This window comes from Vibrio sp. RW, assembly GCF_027587105.1.
Taxonomy (GTDB): Bacteria; Pseudomonadota; Gammaproteobacteria; order Enterobacterales; family Vibrionaceae; genus Vibrio; species Vibrio toranzoniae.
The window spans coordinates 1-5,202 of record NZ_JAPPTM010000056.1 but is presented as its reverse complement, the minus strand read 5'-3'; the positions used below and the strand labels follow the sequence as shown (position 1 = coordinate 5,202).

5 protein-coding genes are annotated in these 5,202 nt (G+C 44.4%); 4 read left to right on the top strand and 1 reads right to left on the bottom strand.

The window, feature by feature from the left end; translation table 11 throughout:
• Both OCT63_RS21160 and OCT63_RS21155 read left to right on the top strand, forming a co-directional pair.
• Positions 1-288 (top strand): hypothetical protein (locus OCT63_RS21160; RefSeq protein ID WP_443088560.1); only part of this gene is annotated, 288 nt, incomplete at its 5' end.
• A 55-nt stretch (positions 289-343) separates the two neighbouring features.
• Positions 344-1,525, top strand: a complete 1,182-nt coding sequence (locus OCT63_RS21155) for a ThiF family adenylyltransferase (protein WP_269984569.1) — start codon at positions 344-346, stop codon at positions 1,523-1,525.
• 126 nt (positions 1,526-1,651) lie between these two features.
• On the opposite strand, the gene tnpC is transcribed toward OCT63_RS21155, so the two are convergent.
• A protein-coding gene (tnpC, locus tag OCT63_RS21150) for an IS66 family transposase (protein ID WP_443088559.1) occupies positions 1,652-3,078 on the bottom strand; the annotation gives its coding sequence in 2 pieces (ribosomal slippage) (positions 1,652-2,883 and positions 2,883-3,078; 1,428 coding nt in all).
• Positions 3,079-3,257: 179 nt separating this feature from the next.
• On the opposite strand from tnpC, the gene OCT63_RS21145 reads away from it, so the two are divergent.
• Positions 3,258-4,541 (top strand): GGDEF domain-containing protein, encoded by a 1,284-nt coding sequence (locus OCT63_RS21145; RefSeq protein WP_269984567.1) that lies wholly within the window; start codon positions 3,258-3,260, stop codon positions 4,539-4,541.
• Complete coding sequence (locus OCT63_RS21140; RefSeq protein WP_269984566.1) at positions 4,538-5,104, top strand: carboxymuconolactone decarboxylase family protein; 567 nt, start codon at positions 4,538-4,540, stop codon at positions 5,102-5,104. The genes OCT63_RS21145 and OCT63_RS21140 overlap by 4 nt, the downstream gene beginning before the upstream one ends.
• The last annotated feature ends 98 nt before the right edge of the window (positions 5,105-5,202 follow it).

Below are 5,202 nucleotides of genomic sequence, written 5' to 3'. Positions count from 1 at the left end.
CATGAGAGAGATGAAGCTCTGAATGAGATTTCTCGCCTGGAGACACGTATTGCAGATCTTCTCACACTGGAGCACGAACAAGGTGAAGAGATCCAGAAATTGAAGTTTGACCTGGACGCTGCCCAAGAACTGATTGCAAAATTGCAAACAGATATAGCTACCCTCTCTGTGAAGGCAGAGAACAGCCATGAGCAGGTTAAAGAATTAAAGGCGGAGCTGAAATCATCCAGAGAGGACAACAAGGCGCTCCAAGCAGAACTTTTAGTAATAGTTAAGAAAGGCTCATGAATAAATATGTGAGTGCTCCTGGTGCGTTGAGGTCAAGACTATTACCCCAAACAATGTGCTAGACAAAAATAAAGGCGCGGTTTTTATTGTCGCGGCTACCAATCGGCTGGATAAACTTGATGAAGCATTATTACGTTCAGGAAGGCTTGATCTTCATGTCCATGTTCCTTTCCTGGATAAAAATGCCCGGCGCTGGTTTATCGAAAAGTTCTTGCAGTACGACGTTTACGAAGAGGCTATAGATGTTGATTTAATCGTATCACTAACGGCTGGTATGAGCGGTGCAGATTTAGAGAAGGTTCATCGGGAGACAGTGCTTCAGACTTTGAGTAAGAATACTGGCAAAATTGGTCAAAGTACGTTACTGGAAGAAATTAATATTCTTAAATATGGCGCTAAACGGACACTTGATAAGTGCGCAAAAATGCTGGCAGAAACCGCCTTTCATGAGGCTGGTCATGCGGTTATCTCAAAAGTTCTGATGCCAGAAAGAATTATAGAACAAATAAGTATTGTGCCAAGAGAACAAGCTTTAGGAATGGTGGCCTACAACAGGGAACAAGAAATTGATTACACGAAAGCTTTTTGGTTCTCGCAGACATGTGTAGCGTTAGCTGGTCGAGCGGCCCAGGTAAAACAGTTCGGAGATGAAGGATTAGATACCGGTGCCAGCAGTGATTTGAGGCAGGCCATGTGGTCTGCCTGGAATCCTGTTGCCAAATACGGAATGCATCCCGATAGTTACAACTTAGACACCACAGTGTTACATGAATGGAGCGGAGACGTTTACTACATCGCGCTAGTGTCTGAAAAACTAACCGAACAAGCACTGGAAGCCGCGATTGGTGAACACGATATTGTTTTAGATTGCACCGACAATTTGACGTCCAGACAACAAATTAACCGTTATTGCTATAAATTGGGTGTCCCCTTGGTCAGCGGCGCAGCAATTAGAATGGAAGGCCAGGTATTTTGTGTCGTGCCATCAAAAAAGTCGGCTTGTTATGCATGCTTTAGCCACTTATTTAATGAGCAGGAGCTCTCGTGCGTAGAAGCTGGTGTAATGTCTCCACTTGTCGGTATCATTGGCTCTATGCAGGCGCTTCAAGCGATAAAATTACTCGCTAACTACGGCGACATTCCAGTAAATCAATTACAGTTTTTTGATGCGATGACGTCAAACTGGCAAACATTCAACATTTCAGCTAGACCAAACTGCCCGGTTTGCGGCAACTAACCTAACAAATCTTGCGCTTGAAAATGAATAAAAACCTATATATTTCAATTTGATAGCTTGAACTGGCTTGTGGTAAGCGTTCACCGAGGTATCTTGACTTACCAGATCTGAAGAAATATATGCAGTTTATAGATCAAAAACGTTTGGGTACGGTCTCTTCGTCACAACAGCCGTGATGATTTCACTCAACACTGACATTGCCGATAAGCCACGCTTTTTGCAGGTTTCGATGAGGGTATGTATCCTACTTCGGAATTTATCACCTGCATCCGAGGTCGTTCCGAAGCTGATTTTCCTTTGAATGACAAAACCTCTAATACATCGCTCAGCTTCATTATTGGTTAAGGGGATTGACGTTTTCTTGAGGAAAACCCACAAGCTCTCTCTATGTTTAAGCAGTAACTTGCATCGCCCTCTATACCGCTTGACCATCACACCTGTCCCTTTGCTCAACCAATGATCGAACGATTTTTGTAGCCTGTGCATTCGCCGCAAGTACCGTGAATAATCCAATTCACCTTGCTCATAACGGTGCCGAGTATGGAAAATGACGTTCGTCAGCAAACAAAGATGCTTGCCAATATAAGCGGTGTGGCCACCGCCACTATAATCCGCCATTTGCTGAAGATTACGCTTCACATGTGCCCAACATAACTGATGACGGTCTGCGGCTATCCAGTTATAGCTTGGGCATTGGTCGCTAACCACAATGCCTGCATAGTCTTCATCGATGACCTTTTTTGCTGAGGAGGTTGAACGTGAATAGAGTATTTGTTCATAGACAAGGTCATCACTGGCCACTAACCAACACCAACGAAGGCTCGTTTCATCATTTCGGTGATGAGAGGTTTCGTCAGCATGAATCAAAGTCGCTTTCTTTAACGCTTGTTTTATCGCCTGATGCAATGGCGTTAGCATTGAAGCGACCTTCGTTTGCGCTTCGCTAATCGCGCCGACCGAAAAGGTTGTGCCAAGCTGTTCTTTAAGTAGAGATTGGATTTTCCGAACACTGAGGTGATATTGCCCGGCAAGAACTCCAATGTAACTTAATAAGTTCGGCCCTATAATCCCTTGCGATGCATCGTCAGGCTTTTGAGCCTTGACGGTTTCTTTACAGTGCCGGCATTGGCCTGAAAATAAACGGTATTCGGTGATATCGACAGTGGGTTTTGGAATATCAAAGACCTGATGGCGGTAGTAAGGGCCACCTTGAACATCGATATCAGACTGGGCACAGCAAGGGCACACTTCAGGAAAACAATCGATAACTACATCCGTTGCTTTCAGTCGTGAGAGTTTTCGTTGATGCCCTGTGTGGCCTTCTTTAGCTCCTCTCGAATTGCGACCACTAGAGCTTTGATCTTTTTTCGCTCATGCTTGTCCTTAGGGTTGTCAGACGAAGGTGGTTTCGATGAATTTTTGGAGTTAGTAGCTTGTTTATCGGTAAGGTGGCGCAGCTGTTCCCACAACTCTTCAATCAGTGCGTTTGCTTCGTTAAGGTCAGAGGCTACGGGCGGTTCCTCTTGATATTTAGGGGCTTTCTTTCTGCTCATAACAAACAGGATGAAGCACTGGAATGATCACTCAATAGCCAAGAATGGATCAAGTGCTGAATGTCACACTTTTTCTGTCAATAGGGGCTTGGTGAACACTTACGGCTTGTGCCCGGAAATTTATTTGCTATTATTTCAGTCATATCTTTAATTTATTCAACCACCTTGCTGCAGGCCGAATGATGTCAAAATCGGATATACCCGTATCTGTTTTCCGAGAGCTAGTTGAGCAAATAAACGACGCCGTTATCATTTTTGATGACCAGGGAGCGGCTGTTTATGAAAACAAAGCATTTAAACAATTAGGCGTCGAATTTCGCCAGTCGTTACTCATTGATGCGGAGCAAAATGCGACCGATAGCCCTGATGTGCATCTGCGTAGTCGTCATTTGATTAAAAAATTGTCACTCGCACAAGGGTTTGCGTTGTTGGTGTCGACTACCGAAAGTGCGCAGGCAACAGGTGAAAATACACTAAAAGCGTTAATGGCTTCCTTGAATGATACACACGACATATATGCGGCAGCGGCTCAAGCCATTCAGTCCAGTTTGGGCTGGAGGTGGGTGGCTATTACTCGCTTTACAGAAGCTAGAAGACTGGAGATCTTGTCATTTATTGATCGTAAGGCCTCGCTAGAAAAGTTTGAATATGATGTTGCTGGAACACCTTGTGAGTGGGTTGTTGACAGCCATAAGTTCACGGTGTTCTCGGACTTGTTAGATTCGTTTCCCGAATACCAAGCGTTACACGATATGGGGGCGAAAACATACGCTGGTTTGATTTATCGCGGTGAAAACAATGAGCCATTGGGTCATGTAATGGCTTTGCACGACTCAGCTAATGTTGATTTTTCACTAGCAGAAGACGTCATTAATATAGCGACTATCGCTTTGTCGTCGCAATTTCAGTTGCACGATACAGTGTCACAATTACATAACGCTGAGCAAAGAATGCGAGCGGATCCTTTAACAGGTATTGGCAATCGCTTAGCTTTCGATGACACCCTGAAAAGTATTTCGCTGAGTTATGATGCAAGCCCGAATCAGGATTGGACGCTTGCCATTATCGACTTGGACAGGTTGAAACCGCTAAATGACATGCATGGCCACGCAGCGGGAGATCAATTCATTAAATTGATGGCAAGTGAGTTAGCAAATATGGGGCGTCAAAGTGACATGGCATTTCGTTTGGGCGGTGACGAGTTTGCTATTGTTTTTGCGAACAGTGGCAACACCTTTGTCAATACAATTAATCGTCGCTTTGAGCAAGCATTGCAGCGGATTAGAGCCAATTTGCAATTCGATATTAGTGCCTCAATAGGTTATGCCTCTTTACGTTCTGTAAAAGGCAATACAAAAAACTGGGCGAGACTAGCTGACGAGCGCATGTATTTGCAAAAAAGTGAAAATAAACGACAACTGGGTAACAAGGTTACAGCAATAAATACCGGCAACCGTCTATGAGCAACTACAGAAAAGTGGCTTATGAGGATGCATCTCCTCAACTTAGAGCAATATACGACGACGTAAAAGCGTCACTGGGTATCGATGAGCTGCCAAACTGGATTACCTATTTAGGTGCAGTTCCGCACGTGCTAGAGGGCAGTTGGCTGCATCTAAAAAGCATCATGTTAAATGGGCATTTGAGCCCGTTATTGCAAGACTTGGTGATGTTTACCGTGTCCTACCATCGCACCGTACCGTACTGCATGGCGCTGCATGGGTCTAACCTAATTCGCATGACCAAGACGCTTACTTTCGACGACCTTCGCCAAATTGCTACGGGTAAAAGTCGCGGGTTTATTCCGTACAAATACGGTGTGGCGACTGAAATTGCTGCCAAACTAGCCACTACCGAGTGCTCTCTATCGCATGACGATTTTAAGCGATTAACCGATGCCGGGTTCGATGAGGTGCAAACAATAGAAATTACCATGCTTATCTCTGTCACCATGTTTCTTAATACCTATACTTTCGCGGCAAATTTGCCCATTGACGATAGTTTACTTACCCCAATCTACTCTTGAGATTCGGCTACACTTAAGGTGTGGAGTAGGCCTATTTATTCGATTCAACCGCATTGATTAAATGGTCAATTTAGTACGATAAACTGTCTTTCCTGTTA